Source organism: Corynebacterium sp. HMSC070E08, assembly GCF_001808895.1.
GTDB classification, from domain to species: Bacteria; Actinomycetota; Actinomycetes; order Mycobacteriales; family Mycobacteriaceae; genus Corynebacterium; species Corynebacterium hiratae.
On record NZ_KV794790.1, the window covers coordinates 1 to 14,027 of the forward strand.

Annotated in this window: 13 protein-coding genes, 2 tRNA genes and 1 pseudogene; 9 read left to right on the forward strand and 7 right to left on the reverse strand. The window is 60.6% G+C overall.

Translation table 11 applies throughout. The features are described from left to right. From HMPREF2526_RS09695 to HMPREF2526_RS09710, 4 genes are all read right to left on the reverse strand, one after another. A partial coding sequence (locus tag HMPREF2526_RS09695) for an IS3 family transposase (protein WP_070510616.1) occupies positions 1–283 on the reverse strand: 283 nt, incomplete at its 3' end. 463 nt (positions 284–746) lie between these two features. After that, positions 747–2,111: a magnesium transporter gene (gene mgtE / locus HMPREF2526_RS09700; RefSeq protein WP_070547167.1), complete on the reverse strand. Its 1,365-nt coding sequence runs from the start codon at positions 2,109–2,111 to the stop codon at positions 747–749. 169 nt (positions 2,112–2,280) lie between these two features. After that, positions 2,281–3,795, reverse strand: coding sequence for a phytoene desaturase family protein (gene crtI / locus HMPREF2526_RS09705; RefSeq protein WP_070547168.1), 1,515 nt, complete (start codon positions 3,793–3,795; stop codon positions 2,281–2,283). Positions 3,796–3,797: 2 nt separating this feature from the next. Continuing rightward, positions 3,798–4,646: a phytoene/squalene synthase family protein gene (locus HMPREF2526_RS09710; RefSeq protein WP_070547169.1), complete on the reverse strand. Its 849-nt coding sequence runs from the start codon at positions 4,644–4,646 to the stop codon at positions 3,798–3,800. A gap of 93 nt (positions 4,647–4,739) precedes the next feature. On the opposite strand from HMPREF2526_RS09710, the gene HMPREF2526_RS09715 reads away from it, so the two are divergent. Together HMPREF2526_RS09715 and HMPREF2526_RS09720 are read left to right on the forward strand one after the other, a co-directional pair. Further along, entirely contained in the window at positions 4,740–5,480 is a 741-nt protein-coding gene (locus HMPREF2526_RS09715; protein ID WP_070547170.1) for an ABC transporter ATP-binding protein, read from the forward strand. Between the two features lie 3 nt (positions 5,481–5,483). Then, the gene (locus tag HMPREF2526_RS09720; RefSeq protein ID WP_070547171.1) at positions 5,484–8,030 is read left to right on the forward strand and encodes an ABC transporter permease; all 2,547 of its coding nucleotides are present in this window, start codon (positions 5,484–5,486) and stop codon (positions 8,028–8,030) included. A gap of 37 nt (positions 8,031–8,067) precedes the next feature. On the opposite strand, the gene HMPREF2526_RS09725 is transcribed toward HMPREF2526_RS09720, so the two are convergent. Together HMPREF2526_RS09725 and HMPREF2526_RS09730 are read right to left on the reverse strand one after the other, a co-directional pair. Next, positions 8,068–8,427, reverse strand: a complete 360-nt coding sequence (locus HMPREF2526_RS09725) for a fluoride efflux transporter FluC (RefSeq protein WP_070510605.1) — start codon at positions 8,425–8,427, stop codon at positions 8,068–8,070. Further along, the gene (locus tag HMPREF2526_RS09730) at positions 8,424–8,741 is read right to left on the reverse strand and encodes a fluoride efflux transporter family protein (RefSeq protein ID WP_070510603.1); all 318 of its coding nucleotides are present in this window, start codon (positions 8,739–8,741) and stop codon (positions 8,424–8,426) included. The genes HMPREF2526_RS09725 and HMPREF2526_RS09730 overlap by 4 nt, the downstream gene beginning before the upstream one ends. Positions 8,742–8,824: 83 nt before the next feature. Here HMPREF2526_RS09730 and pgm point away from each other — a divergent pair, with 83 nt between their 5' ends. From pgm to HMPREF2526_RS09765, 7 genes and pseudogenes are all read left to right on the forward strand, one after another. After that, complete coding sequence (pgm, locus tag HMPREF2526_RS09735; RefSeq protein ID WP_070510602.1) at positions 8,825–10,441, forward strand: phosphoglucomutase (alpha-D-glucose-1,6-bisphosphate-dependent); 1,617 nt, start codon at positions 8,825–8,827, stop codon at positions 10,439–10,441. A gap of 23 nt (positions 10,442–10,464) precedes the next feature. After that, positions 10,465–10,926, forward strand: coding sequence for a MauE/DoxX family redox-associated membrane protein (locus HMPREF2526_RS09740; RefSeq protein ID WP_070510600.1), 462 nt, complete (start codon positions 10,465–10,467; stop codon positions 10,924–10,926). A gap of 17 nt (positions 10,927–10,943) precedes the next feature. After that, positions 10,944–11,411: a MauE/DoxX family redox-associated membrane protein gene (locus HMPREF2526_RS09745; RefSeq protein ID WP_049157655.1), complete on the forward strand. Its 468-nt coding sequence runs from the start codon at positions 10,944–10,946 to the stop codon at positions 11,409–11,411. A gap of 58 nt (positions 11,412–11,469) precedes the next feature. Beyond that, complete coding sequence (locus HMPREF2526_RS09750; RefSeq protein WP_049157657.1) at positions 11,470–12,222, forward strand: DsbA family protein; 753 nt, start codon at positions 11,470–11,472, stop codon at positions 12,220–12,222. Positions 12,223–12,307: 85 nt separating this feature from the next. Beyond that, positions 12,308–12,380, forward strand: a tRNA-Ala gene (locus HMPREF2526_RS09755). A 22-nt stretch (positions 12,381–12,402) separates the two neighbouring features. Continuing rightward, a tRNA-Ala gene (locus HMPREF2526_RS09760) sits at positions 12,403–12,475 on the forward strand. Positions 12,476–12,650: 175 nt separating this feature from the next. Next, positions 12,651–13,446: pseudogene (locus HMPREF2526_RS09765) on the forward strand (methyltransferase domain-containing protein). 82 nt (positions 13,447–13,528) lie between these two features. Here HMPREF2526_RS09765 and HMPREF2526_RS09770 read toward each other — a convergent pair. Then, positions 13,529–13,813, reverse strand: coding sequence for a cupin domain-containing protein (locus HMPREF2526_RS09770; protein WP_046647394.1), 285 nt, complete (start codon positions 13,811–13,813; stop codon positions 13,529–13,531). Positions 13,814–14,027 lie beyond the last annotated feature (214 nt).

Below are 14,027 nucleotides of genomic sequence, written 5' to 3' on the forward strand. Positions count from 1 at the left end.
CGGCAAAATACTTCGCGGCCTTACGCAGGATGTCGCGTTCTTCGCGCAGCTTTGCGTTTTCTTTTTCTAGCTGGCGGATCCGCTCAGAATCGGTTGTCGCCTGAGCCTCATCGCGCAAGGTCTTCGTGCGGGCACGCTTGCCGGTGCCGTACTGCTTAAGCCACGAATAAAGTGAGGAACGATTGACTCCAAGCTCTGCTGAAGCCGCGTGAAGTGAGAGGTCCTCATTGTTTTCGTAGAGGGCCACAGCATCACGTTTGAACTGTTCGGAGTACCTAGGCATGGTGGTAGATTACCTTTCTTCCCAGCCCAACTGGGCTGGATATCAGGTGTCTACCTAACGGGGGTCAGGTCCGGGCGACTATTTGTTGACACTGAGCACAAAGCCGCGTGCCGCAGGCATTTTCTTCGTACGTCAGGCGGGCAACTGCTTCGCGAATGACTTCAGGACGCTTGCAGAAGGCAAGGCGCACCTTGTACTGCCACGGTTCTAGGCTGTCCGTGAAAGCGGCAGGAGTGGTTGCAGCCACACTCTTTGTGGTGGACAGTTGGACGCAGAAATCGATGGTGTTCAGCCCGGTAGAGGAGAGGGGGTAACCGCATAGCAAGCGGCTCTAGTGTCATGCATGTGGAAGCCCAGCTGCTCTAGGGTGCTAAGGACTTGTTTCCAAGAGGACGATGCGGCTCTAGTACGGCCGCAGGAAGGTCGGCAGGCCGTGCGATGCAGCGCCGAAGCTTCTATCGGACTAGATACCCAGGACGGACTTTGCGATGAAGAAGTAGATAATCAAGCCCGTCGCGTCACAGAACGTGGAAATAAACGGGTTAGAAAACACAGCGGGATCCGCGCCCACCGTCTTAGCCACAATTGGCATGAGCCCACCTACCGTCGCTGACATCGAGCAGATAAGAAACAGGGTGGAACCGATCACGATACCGATATCGACGCCGTAGACCACCGTCGCCAAGACGAGACCAGCCAGTCCCAGTACGGCGCCGAGCAGCATTCCGACGCGCAGCTCGCGCCACATTACGGAAAGGAGGTCGCGCGTTCGGACGTCGCCAAGCGCGAGCGCACGGGTCACTGTAGTAGCCGCCTGGTTTCCTGTATTGCCGCCCGTGCCGGTGAGCAGAGGGATGAACAGCGACAGTACAACCGCCTTGGCCAAGGTGTCCTCGAAGGAATCGAGAACCCGCACGGTCAGCAGAGCTGACACAGCGAGCACGAGCAGCCAGAGAATGCGGGAGCGAACGAGCTTGAGCAACGGCGTCGACAAGTAAGGCTGCTGGAGCGCTTCTGTACCACCGGAACGAGCAGAGTCCTCGCTGTCCGCTTCTTCCATGATGTCCGTGGCATCGTCCCACGTAAGAAGACCGACGAGGCGGTGTGAATCATCCACAATTGGCAGAGCTAGCATATCGAGGGGCAAGAACCACCGCACGGTCTCCTCGGCGTCGGCAGTCGCGTATGCATATACCGGCTCGTTCATGATGTCCTCAATGAGTACACCGCGCTCAGCCGTGAAGAGTTCGCGCAGGCTGACGACGCCCACCAGACGCCGGTCCTTGCGCGTCACCGGAACGGTATAGATGGTCTCCAGTTCATCGGCCGTATCCCGGAGCGTGTACAGGGCATCTTCCATGCTCATTTCCGGGTGAATGTCGGGCACCTCTGGCGACATACGACGCCCGACGGAGCCCTTCGTGTATCCAAGGATCACTCCGGTCACGTCGCGCTGAGTCTGGGTCAGTGAACGGAGGAGGCGATCCGCAATCTCCGCGGGCAGCTCATCCAAGAGCGCCACTCGGTCTTCGGGGTCCAACTCGTCGAAGAACTCGTAGACATCGGCGTTGCCCAGCTCATCAATGATGTCCGCTTGGTGCTTTGCATCGAGTGCGTCGAAGACTGCGATGGACTTTTCCCGCGGCAGCAGGCGGAGGGCTAGCGCAGCGCGGAGAGCATTTTGACGCTCCACAATCGCGATGAGGTCTTGACGGGGAACGCGGGCTAAGAGCTCCTGGAGACGAGGGGCCTTTTTAGGATCGATAGCGTCTTCTTGCTTCAGCCATGCCTCTACGGTCTCGCTGGCCTGCTCAGTAGTTTCTGCCATCGCTTCGCCTTTCCACTCGACGTCAACCTCCTCAGACTACGCTATGCAGCGCTGCACGGCCTTTTCGTGAATTCCATGCCGAGGAGTGGGGACTGAGAACCAAGTTCTTTCACGGGGGTCAGCACTGGGGGAATTCAGCGCGAATTGAGAGTGCACTCGGGCCCAACGTTTAGCGCTGTTCACGCATCCGCGTGAGGACGTTGTGCGCAGAAATAAGGCACATTGGCACTCCCACGCCCGGCACGGTCGTTCCGCCCGCGTAGAACAGGTTCTTCAGTTTTCGCGAGACGTTGCGCCCACGGAAGAACGCGGATTGCTGCAGCGTATGTGCAGGCCCCACCGCTCCACCTGCCCACGCGTTATAGCGCTGCACAAAATCAGAGGGCCCCACCGTTCGGCGCACGACGATGCGCTCGGCAAAGTCCGGAATGCCAAGCCATGTGCCTATCTGGTGGATAGCGGCGTCAGCAATCGCGGCGACGCGCGGCGATTCTTCCTCACCATAGGCATCGCCTGAGCCAAAAGTATCTTCCGCCGGCACAGGGACGAGCACAAAGAGGTTCTCGCAGCCCTCCGGCGCCACGTCAGGATCCGTCGCGGATGTCTTGGATACGTAGATAGACTCCGAAGCACCGAGCGGACGCGAGGCCTCCGGGCCGTGGTAGACGGCGCGGAAATCGGGCTCCCAGTCCTTGCTAAACAACAGAGTGTGGTGCTCAAGCTGCGGCAGCTCGCCGCGGACGCCGAGGAACACCAGAACCGTACCCAAACCCGGATCGCGCCGTGCGAAGTAGCTTTCCGGGTAGGTCCGCGCTGACTCAGGCAGTAACGCGGTTTCGGTGTGGCGCAGGTCCGCCGCCGACACCACGGCCTCTGCAGAAATGAAGCGGCCGTCATCCAGCCGCACGCCAGTTGTGCGCCCGTCCGTGCACTCAATTGCCGTCACCGCGGTACCCATGAGGAAGGTTGCACCCTCCGCTTGGCGCGCAATCGCCGCGACCACCGCGGCGAAGCCACCCTGCGGGTAGCGCACACCTTCGACCAGGTCGGTGTGGCTCATCAAGGAATACAGGGCCGGCGCGGCCTGAGGCTCGGTCGACAAAAACACTGCCGGATAGGTCAGGACCTGATGCAGGCGATAGTCCTGAAACTGCGCCGCTACCAGCCTGTCCAGCGAACGCGTCAGCAGCATCGCGAGCGTGCCCAGCCGCGTGAGCACCTCCCGTGTCAGCAGCTCAGTAGGGCGCGAAAACGTGGTGTACAAAAAGCTGCTCAGCGCCACCGCGTAGACGTCGGAGGAGCGCGCCAAATACGCCCGTACGCGCTCACCCGCGCCCGGCTCAATAGACTCGAATAGGTGCGCGACCTCCTCCACGCCGCTCTCCACATCCAGGAACGCGCCGTCCTCGTTGTACACGCGATACGCAGGCGAGAGGGGGACGAGGTCCAGCTCACGCTCGGTGCTCGTCCCACAGGCCCGGAAAAATTCATCAAAAGCCTCCGGCATGAGATACCACGAAGGCCCCGTATCGAAACGGAAGCCGTCGACTTCTAGGACTCCCGCCCGCCCGCCGACGCTACGCTGCTTCTCGACGACGACCACGTCCCAGCCCTCCCGCAGCATCAACGCCGCGGTGGCAAGCCCCGCGATGCCAGCGCCGATGACGACAACCCGCTTGCCCATGTTTATTTCACCGCCGATGCAGCTGCCCGGCTCACGAGGAAGGCCTTACGCGCTGGTGATACCGACACCCTTGTCGTGAGGATCTCGACGGCGGGGGTTGCCTCGAGCTGGTCGGTGAGCTCAGTAAAGAGGGCGGTAGCCGCCGCCACGCCCATGCGGGAGCCGCGCGGCAGCAACTCGATGGCACCCTGCGCTACAGACAGGTCCTCGCGAATATCAGCGATGATGGCAGCCTTCCTCTCCTCGTCCAAGCCAGTGGGATCGGGCAGCGCTGGAAAATACGAGCGGCCGAGGTCTGCGGAGTCCTCGCGCAGATCGCGCAAGAAGTTGATCTTCTGAAACGCCGCGCCCAAGCGCCGCGCGCCTTCCTCGATGCCGGCCGGTCGCGCCTGACCGGCGTAGAAGGCATCCAAACACAAGAGCCCAATGACTTCCGCGGAGCCGGACACGTAATTCTCGAAGGAGTCGTGTGTGTGCGTGCTCTGGGTCAGATCGCAGCGCATGGAAGCAAAGAACTCTGCGATGTGCTCGTCCTGGAATCCGCAGCGCCGCGCGGAGAGCGCATACGCGTGCACCACGGGGTCGGCGTGAAAACGCTGGGAGGGGGCGGCGCGGACGGTGGCCTCGTAGGCGTCGAGAAGCACGGCGGCGTCCTGGGGAGCAAGCCCCGCGTCGACGATCTCATCGGCCGTGCGCACCATGGCGTATAAGTTACGGATATCCACGCGCACCCTGGGTGAGAGAAGCCGCGTGGCCAGGGAAAAACTAGTGGAGTAGTGGCGCATGACCTGAGCCGCGGCTGCTTCGGCACAACGGTCGTAATGCTCTAGAGCGGAAAGGGATGCGCGCATGGAGCATATTTTAGACCACACGCGTCACATAACTTACCCAAGGCAAGATAGGGTAGTGACGTTACTTTCCCTATCTATAAGGAGAACACGTCCATGACCACCCCAACGACGACTGCCGCGGCACGCGCCGTTGACCTGTTCAAACAATACGGTCAGGGAGATACCGCAGTCACCGCGTTGGACCACGTCGACGTTGAGTTCGCGCGCAATACCTTCACCGCCATCATGGGCCCGTCGGGCTCCGGCAAATCCACCCTCATGCACACTATGGCGGGCCTCGATTCGGCGACGTCCGGCTCGGCTTTCATCGGTGACACCGATATGTCGCAGCTCAGCGATAAAGACATTACCGCCCTGCGCCGCGACCGCTTGGGTTTCATCTTTCAGTCCTTTAACTTGGTGCCCACGTTGACCGCGGCAGAGAACATCACGCTGCCTACCGATATCGCTGGCAACAAGGTCGATAAGGCGTGGTTTGATGAGGTCACCACGCGTCTTGGTCTGTCCCACCGCCTGTCCCACCGCCCAGCCGAGCTCTCCGGCGGCCAGCAGCAGCGCGTGGCGTGTGCGCGCGCCCTGGTTTCCCGTCCGGAGATCATCTTCGGTGATGAGCCCACCGGCAACCTGGATTCGAACTCCTCCGCCGAGGTGCTCGACATTTTGCGCACCGCCGTGGACAAGGATGGGCAGACCGTGGTTATCGTTACGCACGACGCCAAGGCCGCCTCGTACGCCGACCGCGTGGTCTTCCTCGCCGATGGCCGCCTGGTTAATGAGCTCATGAATCCGACCATGGAGTCCATCCACGCCGTGATGGCAGAAATCGAGGGCTAGAGCATGGCCACAAAGAACACCATGCGCACGGTCTCCGTGCGCAATATTCTCGCGCATAAGCTGCGCCTTGCCCTGACCCTGCTGGCGGTGGTGCTGGGTACCGCGTTCATTTCGGGCTCCTTCATGTTCACCAACTCGCTGTCGAACACCTTCGACTCTGCGGTGTCTACCGCATTTACCGGTGTGGATGCGGCCGTGAGCCAGAAGGAAGGCGGCCCAATCCTCGACCAGAAGATGCGCGATGACATCGCCGCCGACCCCGACGTGCGCGCAGTCAACATGCAAAGCAGCCAGACCGTCGTGGTTGCCAACAAGGATGCCGAGGCCTTTCAAACCGGCGGCGGCACCTCCAGCGTGCAGCCCTACTACCCGGAGGACCAATCCGTCGGTGAGCCCGCCACGCTTGTCGACGGCTCCGAGCCCCACGGGACCGGCGAAGTCCTCATCAACGACTCCGCCGCCGAGAAGTTCGGCATCCACGTCGGCGACACCCTCCTCGTCGTGCACCCGGACCAGCGCGATGAGGTGAAGGTCGTGGGCGTCGTCAAGCCTGTGGTGGACCAGGGCCCCAGTCTGACGTTGCTCATGGAACACGAGGCCTTCGTTGAGCGCTATGGAGACTCTTCCCAGCTGAAGGTCGCTGCGGCCGACGGCGTCGATGCCGATGCGCTCGTGGAGCACCTCAACAACACCTTCGAGGTCGAGGCGGAATCCGGCCAGAAGCTGGCCGATGAGCTGTCGGATCAGATTTCCTCTGCCCTGAAATTCGTCAACTACTTCCTCATCGCCTTTGGCCTCATCGCGCTGCTGGTGGGCACGTTCATTATCGCGAATACCTTCTCCATGATCGTGGCCCAGCGCACCAAGGAGTTCGCGCTCCTGCGTGCGCTCGGTGCTTCCCGCAGCCAGATCACGCGTTCGGTGGTGACGGAGGCCTTCATCGTGGGGCTCGTCGGCTCAGCCGTCGGCGTGGTGACAGGTATGGGCTTAGTCGCACTCATCAAGGCAGTCTTTGAAGCTAAGGACATGCCCATGGGCGGCGGTCTGGGCCTGAGCGTCAGCGCAGTAGTCGTGCCGCTGCTCTTGGGCGCGGTGGTCACCATCGTGTCCGCGTGGGCGCCGGCGCGCCGCGCGGGTGCGGTAAAGCCGGTGGAAGCCATGCGCACAACCGAGTCTGCAGCTGGTTCTTCGCTCCTCGTGCGCAGCGTGCTGGGTGGACTGTTGCTCGTCGCGGGCATTATCTTCGCGGTCCTCGGCGTGCTTATCGACGCCTCCACGGGCATCCGTGCCTCCCTCGTGGGTCTTGGCGCGCTCAACCTGATCCTTGGCTTCTTCCTGGCTGGACCGGCCATCTCCCTGCCCATCGTTCCGGCGATTGGCCGCGTGATTGGTGCGCCCTTTGGTGCGGTGGGCAAGCTAGCCTCGACGAACTCGGCGCGCAACCCGCGCCGTACCGCGGCGACCGCATTCGCTCTCATGCTGGGCGTGGCGCTGGTGACCTCGATCGGCATGTTGGGTGCGACGATGAAGGCCTCGGTGGCCGACACCGTCGAGCAGGACGCCCGCGCGGACTTCTTGCTGTCCGGCCCGACGTCTGGAAACTTTCCGACCCCGAACGAGACCGTGCAGCGCGCCAGCGATACTGAGGGCGTCGGACAGGTCGTGTCGATGAGCACAGCACCCCTGCAGGTGGATGGTCAGGCTTCGATGAACTATGGCCCGGAGATGAAGGTCAGCCAGGTCATCGATGGCAACGCCGATGACGTCCTTAACTTCACCCTGGTGGAAGGATCGTTGAAGACGGGCGAGGAGCCGGGCTTCATCGCCGAAGCCGACCTGGCTGCAGAGCAGGGCTGGGAGGTCGGCCAGAGTTATGAGCTGGCGGGCCCGGATCTGTCTCGTACCACGCAGGTGAAGCTCCTCGGCACGTATGAGCCCTTCCAGATGCTCCCGCGCTTAGCTGTCTCCGCCTCCGCGGCAACAGAGGTCGTCGACCCGGCTAGCCTCAACGTCATGTTGGTCTACGTGAACGCGGAGGAAGGCTATGACAAGGAAAAGCTGCGCGCCAACCTGGAGGAGTCCGTCAAGGACCTCGTCGTGGTGCAGGTGCGCACCGGCGAGGAATTCGCAGGCGAGGCCGCCGGCATGATTGACCAGATGCTCACCATCCTCTACGCGCTGCTGGCGTTGGCTGTGGTCATCGCGATCCTGGGCATTGTCAATACCCTCACCTTGGGCGTGATTGAACGACGCCAGGAGATTGGTATGCTGCGCGCGGTGGGCACCCAGCGCCGCCAGATTCGCACGATGATCACCGTGGAGTCGGTACAGATTGCGCTCTTCGGCGCTCTCATGGGCATCCTCATGGGGCTGGGGATGGGGTGGTCCTTCATTTCCGTGCTTGCGGACGAAGGCCTCGACTCCACGACGGTGCCGTGGATGATGCTCGTCGTCATGCTCGTCGGCTCCGGCATCGTCGGTGTGCTGGCCGCCCTGTGGCCGGCCCACCGCGCGGCAAAGACCCCGCCGTTGGACGCCATCGCCGACTAACACTTCGCGCGCTTAGACGCGGAGTGCGGTGAGAAGGCTAGGCCAAAAGCGAGCCGACCCACGCCCCGCGCCACGCCAGGACGATGCCCAGGCCCACCGTCCAGAAGAGATACCGCGCCAAGCGCCACCAGCGCTTGGCCTTAATCATGTCACCGAGCTCTTTGGCCAACGTGGACCATGTCGATAGCCCGCCCGCCACGCCGGCCGCGAGCAAGGGGAGGAAGAACTCGGCGGTGTGCGCGTGCGTGGCGTAGCCATAGGCCACGCCGGCCACCGCAGAGCCGATGAGGTTCGCGGCGAAGGTGCACGTGGGGGAGGGCAGGATGCGGGTTAACAGGTAGCGCCCGCAACCGCCCACAAAACCTCCGGCGAGCACAGCCAAGATGGAGAGCATCATGCGCGCCTCCGATCCCGGAGGCGGTCACCGACCAGGTATGCCACGGTGCAGCCCAGAACCGTTGCCAGGACATACGCCCCCGCCTGCGCCGGCCCGAAACCTGAAGTGAGATACGCAAACGCGGCAAAACTGGTGAACCCACTCAAGAAACCCGTGCCCCAGAATGCGGGCGGCTTGGCATAGCCCATCACAGCGCTGCCAACAACGTTGATGAGCAACAGCGGCAGCGCGCCGCCCCCGAGAAGCGAAGAAAGGCCAAAGCGGGCCAGCGCCCCGAGCGCGGTCCCGCAGCCCACAAGAAGGATCTGTGGCATAGGCACCATCCTAGTTGGGATGCGAAAACGTCGTGAAGCAGGCAAGCTTGAGGTACATCCACATCCCCAAGGAGGAAACCACCATGGCACACGAGCGCGCCGGCCAACTAGCCCAGCCTTCGGATCTCATCGATATCGCGGAGTTGGTCACCGCGTATTACACCCGCACCCCCGACGCCGATAACCCTGACCAGCAGGTTTCCTTCGGCACCTCTGGGCACCGCGGCTCCGCCTTGGACACCGCCTTCAATGAGGCCCACATCCTGGCCATCACCCAGGCCATCGTGGACTACCGCGCCGAGCAGGGCACCACGGGCGCCATCTTCATCGGCCGTGATACTCACGCCCTGTCCGAACCCGCCATGGTCTCCGCCCTCGAGGTCCTCCTAGCCAACGAACTGGAGGTCCGTGTAGATGACCGCGGCCGCTACACCCCAACGCCAGCTGTTTCCCACGCCATCCTGACCAACCCAGGCACCGATGGCATTGTTATCACCCCGTCTCACAACCCGCCGCGCGATGGTGGATTCAAATACAACCCGCCGACAGGCGGTCCGGCGGATACCGATGCCACCGACTGGATTGCAGCAAAGGCTAACGACTACCTGCGCGCCGGGCTCGAGGGTGTGAAGCGCGCGCCGGTCAACGGCGTGCTGGATGAACGCTGCGTGAAGCACAATTACCTCGACTCCTATGTGTCCGATTTGGCCAACGTCGTGGACATGGCGGCCATCAAGGACGCCGGCGTGCGCATCGGAGCGGACCCGATGGGCGGCGCCTCGGTGGACTACTGGGCGGCCATCGCCGAGCATTACGAACTCAACATGACGGTGGTGAACCCAGAGGTAGACGGCACTTTCCGCTTTATGACGTTGGATACCGACGGCAAGATCCGCATGGACTGTTCCTCCCCGGATGCCATGGCTTCGTTGGTGGATAACCGGTCCAAGTATGACCTGGCTACCGGTAATGATGCTGACGCTGACCGCCACGGCATTGTTACGCCGGATGCTGGGCTGATGAACCCGAACCACTACCTCGCGGTGGCCATCGAGTACCTGTTTAGCCACCGTCCCCAGTGGGGAAATGCGAGTGTGGGCAAGACCTTGGTGTCCTCTTCCATGATCGACCGCGTCGTGGCCAGCCTGGGGCGCGAGCTCGTGGAGGTGCCGGTGGGCTTCAAGTGGTTTGTGCCGGGGCTTGTCGACGGCTCCCTCGGCTTCGGCGGCGAAGAATCCGCCGGTGCTTCCTTCCTGCGCTTCGACGGTACGGTGTGGTCCACCGACAAGGACGGCATCATCTTGGACTTGCTGGCCGCGGAGATCCTGGCGGTGACGGGCAAGACCCCGTCGCAGCGCTACGCGGAACTGGCGGAGGACTATGGTGCGCCGGCCTATGCGCGCACCGATGCCCCGGCTACCCGCGAACAGAAGGCCATCCTGAAGAAGCTCTCTCCGGAGCAGGTGACGGCGACGGAGCTGGCGGGCGAGGAGATCGTCGCCAAGCTCACTGAGGCGCCGGGCAACGGCGCGGTGATCGGCGGCCTCAAGGTGACGACGGAGAACGCGTGGTTTGCCGCGCGCCCGTCCGGCACGGAGGATAAGTACAAGATTTACGCCGAGAGCTTCCGTGGCGAAGAACACCTCAAGCAGGTGCAAGAAGAAGCGCAGGCGCTGGTGTCACAGGTTCTCGGAGGTTAGTTCTGCGGCTAGGCTAGTGGTTTATGACATCTCCACAATCCATATCGGTGCCTGACCTCATCAGCGCGCTCGCGCGCTGGGGAATGGCCGCCGTGTGGATTATCGCCGGCATACAGAAACTGGATGCCCGGATGGAGATGACCCAGGCCATCGAGGCCTATGGCATCTTTACCCCGGAGTGGTCCGGATACTTGGCCTACCTCATCGGGCCCCTGGAACTCATGGGTGGGGTGCTGCTGTTGTTGGGGCTGTTCTTGAGGGAGGCGTCGGCAGTCGCTGCAGTGGTCTTGGTCCTGTTCATGGTGGGCATCGCGCAGGCGTGGGCGCGGGGGCTCGTCATCGATTGCGGGTGTTTTGGCTACGACCCCGCCGACGTAAGTCAGGGCATGAACTACGCACTGACGCTGCTTCGCGACGCTTTCTTCCTCGCCCTCACCGTCTGGACCATCCGCCGCCCCTACCGCCGCTATGCCCTGCACCCGTAGATTGTTAGGCTAACTCCGTGACCAAAACCAAAATCAGCGCACCTCTCGTGCTCGACATCATTAGTGCATTCGCGCGATTTTATATGGCCTATGTGTGGATCAAGGCGGGGGCGTCGAAGCTGACGGATCAGCTCGCGGTGTCGCAAAGCATCAAGGCATATGAAATCTTTACCCCTGAGTGGTCGCACTACTTGTCCTACCTGATTGGCCCGCTGGAGATATGTGGTGGCCTGCTGCTTTTGATGGGGCTGTTTTTGCGGCCATCGGCGTGGGTTGGGCAGATAGTTCTGGTGCTGTTCATGATCGGCATCGCGCAGGCGTGGGCGCGGGGACTCGGAATTGATTGCGGCTGCTTCTCCGTGAGCCCTGATGAAGACGCGCAAGTGATGAATTACATGATGACACTTCTGCGAGATGTCTTCTATTCTGTCTTAATGGTGTGGACGATCAAGCGTCCTTTCACCAAGTTTGCATTGCACCCTTAACAGCGGTGTGTAGGCTTTTCATCTGTTCGAACTTAAGTCATAAAGGCAAGGTTGTTTCATGAGTACAGTCAAAGACCCCAACTCCAAAGGCAATAGTGGATTCGTCTGGGGCCTCGCTGTTCTGCTGGTTATTATTGCCGTGGTCATCGGCTACATCGTCTATCAAGGACGAGGCGCACAGACCGATGCGCTGGGGGACTACGCCGCCGAGGATGTCTCCCTGGAGATTTCCCTCGCGGACAATGCGGTAACCCTCAAGTCTGCGGATGCCGCAAAGGACGCAACCGAAGTAGACCTGTACGAGGACTACTCCTGCCCGCACTGTGGTGACCTGGCGAAGGAAACCGACGAGCAGATGAAGGATGCGATTGATGCGGGCGAGCTCGTCGTGCACGTGCGCACCCTCAACTTCCTTGACGGCAGCCCAAACGGCTTGGAGAGCATCAAGTCCAACACGGGCCACTCCTCCAAGGCGGCAGCTGCGATGGAGCAGGTAGCAAAGACCGGTGATGCCAAGCTCTACTGGAACTTGCGTAAGTACCTCATGGAGAACCAGTCCAAGGTGTACAACAAGTGGGAGATGGAAGACTTCGCTGCTGCCGCGAAGGAACTGGGCGCAGATGATGCCACGGTAAAGGCCATTGAAGAAGCCCCGGTTGGTGAAGGAAACCCACTGGTGACCTCGAACTACGAAAAGCTGGAGAGCGAAACCGGCCAGGTTTCCTCGCCGCGAATCATCAAGGATGGCAAGGACATTCCGGAAGACCAGAACACGTCCATCATGGAATGGGTTGACATCGTCACTAAATAAGGCGTCCCAACTCGCGATTTGGTGAGTGAATGGGGAGCGGATATATTGATACGAGTTGCAATCGTGAAGGTTGCACCTCGTATGAGGGGCTATGGCGCAGTTGGTAGCGCACCACACTGGCAGTGTGGGGGTCACGGGTTCGAATCCCGTTAGCTCCACTTCATAATTCAATACAGCTTTGGGGCTATGGCGCAGTTGGTAGCGCACCACACTGGCAGTGTGGGGGTCACGGGTTCGAATCCCGTTAGCTCCACTTTATACCCTCTTTCCACTGGTCAGAGGGTTTTATTTTTGTCTGGGGAATTCTTTGTTGACGTCTGGTTATGACTGTGTTTAAAGCCAGGTGAAATCCAAGGTTGAGTGCCGGGGACGTGGTCGACGAACTGGTAAAACCGGACTGATTCATTGGGGAGGGCAATCAGGTCCTCATGAGTGAACAAATGATCGGCACATCACGTGCGGATGAATCCATGCAAGGCCACTGGCTTTTGGCCAAATTGGGAAAGTGAGTCCTTTGCCTCGGCGGGCGCAGACTAACAGATGAATTGCTCGAACTATCCGGAATTCCGAACGTTGATGTAGTTGAACCAGCGCCTAGTCTTGGGCGCACGCCGGGTAGGATTCTTGAGCTCACGCCTTCGAGTTATACAGGTGCGGATAGTGATCCGGATGCTGTGGCTGCAGTGCGCCGCGTCTTTGGCCTGCGTGCAAAGCTAATTGAGGCCGACGCCGCTGAAACTGGACTGGCCGATGAGTCGGCTGACCTTGTGATTGGGAAGCGATGCTCACCATGCAGGGTGAGAAGGCTAAGAATGCAATCGTTGCAGAGGCTGCGCGCATCCTACGTCCGGGTGGGCGGTACGCCATTCACGAACTGGGGCTAGTTCCTGAAGAACTAGCAGATGGGGTGAAGGATGAAATCCGCCAAAGCCTTGCGCGCGCAATTAGGGTGAACGCGTGTCCGCTGACCTTGGGCGAATGGACGGCAGTGTTTGAGGCTAATGGCTTTTTAAAGCCGCCAAGGTTGAGACCGCGCCGATGGCTTTGCTGCAGCCGCGTCGAATTCTTTCCGATGAAGGATTCTTAGGCACGCTGTGCTTTGTGAAGAACCTTCGGAATAACTCCGATGCCCGCAAGCGGGTGCTGCAGATGCGAAAAACCTTCAACACGCACAGCGAGCACCTCAACGCCGTGGCAATCGTGGCAACGAAGCCAGAGCGTTAGGAAGCTGGAACGCTATCTAGGCGCGATTGCGCACTACGGTCGGCAGGATTGCTGAGTCTTCCAAGGAGAGCAGTCCATGACGCTACTGAGGCACCACAGCATGCTCATCGGCGCTCAACTCTAGTGAATCGTCGTCTGCGGTAAGCCGAACTTTTCCGCTCAATACGTGCAAGAGTGCCTCGCCAGGGTTCTCGTGCTTAGACAATTCCTTGCCGTCTTTCAGGACAAGCAAGACCTGTAAAAGGGAACCACCAGGCACTGCGCGGAACACGTGGGTTGCACGCCCGCTTTCTGTCCCAGCCGCCTTATTTAGCAGTTCTTCAGCCAGCGCTTTTAGATTAACGCTGACGCTTGGTGTCTCAGCCATTTTCGAAATCTCTTCCAAATGTTAAAGGGGATTGAACTGCGCTAAGCGATGCCAGGTGTAAATGGTTGACCGTCTAGTGTCGAGTCTATATCTTTGGTATATCAATCCTTACAATGAATAGTCCTACCTATTGAAAGTTAGGCAACCCTACTCAAGTGGTGTATATTTGCCATGGTTAATTGGCTCTTCCGGTTTTAGAGTGCGTAGCGGGGTG

Coding starts and splice junctions, on each gene's coding strand:
- mgtE (WP_070547167.1), bottom strand. CDS start 2,111: ATGGCAGAAACTACTGAGCAGGCCAGCGAGACCGTAGAGGCATGGCTG.
- crtI (WP_070547168.1), bottom strand. CDS start 3,795: ATGGGCAAGCGGGTTGTCGTCATCGGCGCTGGCATCGCGGGGCTTGCC.
- HMPREF2526_RS09710 (WP_070547169.1), bottom strand. CDS start 4,646: ATGCGCGCATCCCTTTCCGCTCTAGAGCATTACGACCGTTGTGCCGAA.
- HMPREF2526_RS09715 (WP_070547170.1), top strand. CDS start 4,740: ATGACCACCCCAACGACGACTGCCGCGGCACGCGCCGTTGACCTGTTC.
- HMPREF2526_RS09720 (WP_070547171.1), top strand. CDS start 5,484: ATGGCCACAAAGAACACCATGCGCACGGTCTCCGTGCGCAATATTCTC.
- HMPREF2526_RS09725 (WP_070510605.1), bottom strand. CDS start 8,427: ATGATGCTCTCCATCTTGGCTGTGCTCGCCGGAGGTTTTGTGGGCGGT.
- HMPREF2526_RS09730 (WP_070510603.1), bottom strand. CDS start 8,741: ATGCCACAGATCCTTCTTGTGGGCTGCGGGACCGCGCTCGGGGCGCTG.
- pgm (WP_070510602.1), top strand. CDS start 8,825: ATGGCACACGAGCGCGCCGGCCAACTAGCCCAGCCTTCGGATCTCATC.
- HMPREF2526_RS09740 (WP_070510600.1), top strand. CDS start 10,465: ATGACATCTCCACAATCCATATCGGTGCCTGACCTCATCAGCGCGCTC.
- HMPREF2526_RS09750 (WP_049157657.1), top strand. CDS start 11,470: ATGAGTACAGTCAAAGACCCCAACTCCAAAGGCAATAGTGGATTCGTC.
- HMPREF2526_RS09770 (WP_046647394.1), bottom strand. CDS start 13,813: ATGGCTGAGACACCAAGCGTCAGCGTTAATCTAAAAGCGCTGGCTGAA.